This window comes from Achromobacter sp. Marseille-Q4962 (assembly GCF_943737005.1).
Classification (GTDB): domain Bacteria; phylum Pseudomonadota; class Gammaproteobacteria; order Burkholderiales; family Burkholderiaceae_B; genus Achromobacter.
Genome location: NZ_CALSFU010000068.1, coordinates 1 through 1,558, shown reverse-complemented (window position 1 = coordinate 1,558; position 1,558 = coordinate 1). Strand labels below are relative to the sequence as shown.

Annotated in this window: 1 protein-coding gene; it reads right to left on the bottom strand. The window is 68.2% G+C overall.

Annotation, left to right across the window (positions count from 1 at the left end; all coding sequences use genetic code 11):
- On the bottom strand, positions 1-1,558 hold a 1,558-nt coding region (locus tag NGJ44_RS23060), incomplete at both ends, for a hypothetical protein (RefSeq protein ID WP_251866055.1).

The following is a 1,558-nucleotide window of genomic DNA, read 5'->3' as shown; positions in this document are numbered from 1 at the left end:
TGTCGCCGCCAAGCTTGAAGGTAAGCGTGGTATCCGCATCGACCGGCTTGGTCAGGGCGACATTGAAGACCGCGTTGCTGCCTTCGTTCACGTCGCCGGCGTCGGACACGGTGAGCGCGGGCACGTCCTTGCCGCCGCCCTGGGTATCGACGATGGTGGCGCTGCCGGTGTCGGTGATACCGCCGGGCAGGGCCACGCCGCTGGCGGATTCGCCCGTGAGCGTGGCTTCCAGGGTCAGGCTCTCGCGGCCTTCGAAGACCGCGTCGTCGGTGGTGGGCACGGTGACGACGATGCCGCCGGTGGTGCCGGCGGGCACGGTGATGCTGTAGGTGTTGTTGCCGTTATTGGTCACGACGACGGACTGGCCGCCGATGGTGACGGTGGGCGTGCCCACATCGCCGGCTTCGATCTGGCCGCCGAGCGTGAAGGTGAGCGTGGTATTCGCGTCGACGGGTTTGGTCAGGGCCACGTTGAACACGGCATTGCTGCCTTCATTGACGTCGCCCGCATCCGAGACGGTGAGGGCGGGCACGTCGGCGCCCGGTCCATGATCGTCCACGATCACGGCGTTGCCGGTATCGGTGATGCCGCCCGGGAGGGCTACGCCGCTGACGGACTCGCCCGTGAGCGTGGCGGTGAGCGTCAGATTCTCGCGGCCTTCGAAGCTGGCGTCATCATTGGTCGGCACCGTGATGGCGATGCCGCCGGTGGTATTGGCCGGCAGTTGGAAGCTGTAGGTGCCGTCCGGGTTGGCGGTGACCGTGACGGCCACGCCGCCGACGGTGACGGTGGGGGTGCCCACGTCGCCGGCTTCGATCTGGCCGCCCAGCGTGAAGGTGAGGGTGGTTTCGGCGTTGACCGGCTTGCTGAGAGTGACGTTGAAGACGGCATCGCTACCTTCGTTGACGTCGCCGGGATTGGAGACGTCCAGGGTCGGCACGTCAGCGCCCGGGCCATGGTCGTCCACGATCACGGCGTTGCCGGTGTCGGTGATGCCGTCGGGCAGGGCCACGCCGCTGGCGGAGTTGCCGGTGAGCGTGGCTTCCAGGGTCAGGCTCTCGCGGCCCTCGAAGACCGCGTCGTCGGTGGTGGGCACGGTGACGACGATGCCGCCGGTAGTGCCGGCCGGCACGGTGATGCTGTAGGTGCCGTTGCCGTTATTGGTCACGACGACGGACTGGCCGCCGATGGTGACGGCGGGCACGCCTACGTCGCCGGCTTCGATGTCGCCGCCAAGCTTGAAGGTGAGCGTGGTATCCGCATCGACGGCCTTGTTGTCCAGGCTGACGTTGAAGACGGCGTCGTTGCCTTCATTGACGTCGCCCGCATCCGAGACGGTGAGGGCGGGCACGTCGGCGCCCGGATTCGGGTGGGACGGATCGGTGCTTTCGGTATCGACGATGGTGGCGCTGCCGGTGTCGGTGATGCCGCCGGGCAGGGCCACGCCGCTGGCGGTGCTGCCGGTGAGCGTGGCTTCCAGCGTCAGGCTCTCGCGGCCCTCGAAGACCGTGTCGTCGGTGGTCGGCACGGTGACGACGATGCCGTCGGTGGTGCCGGC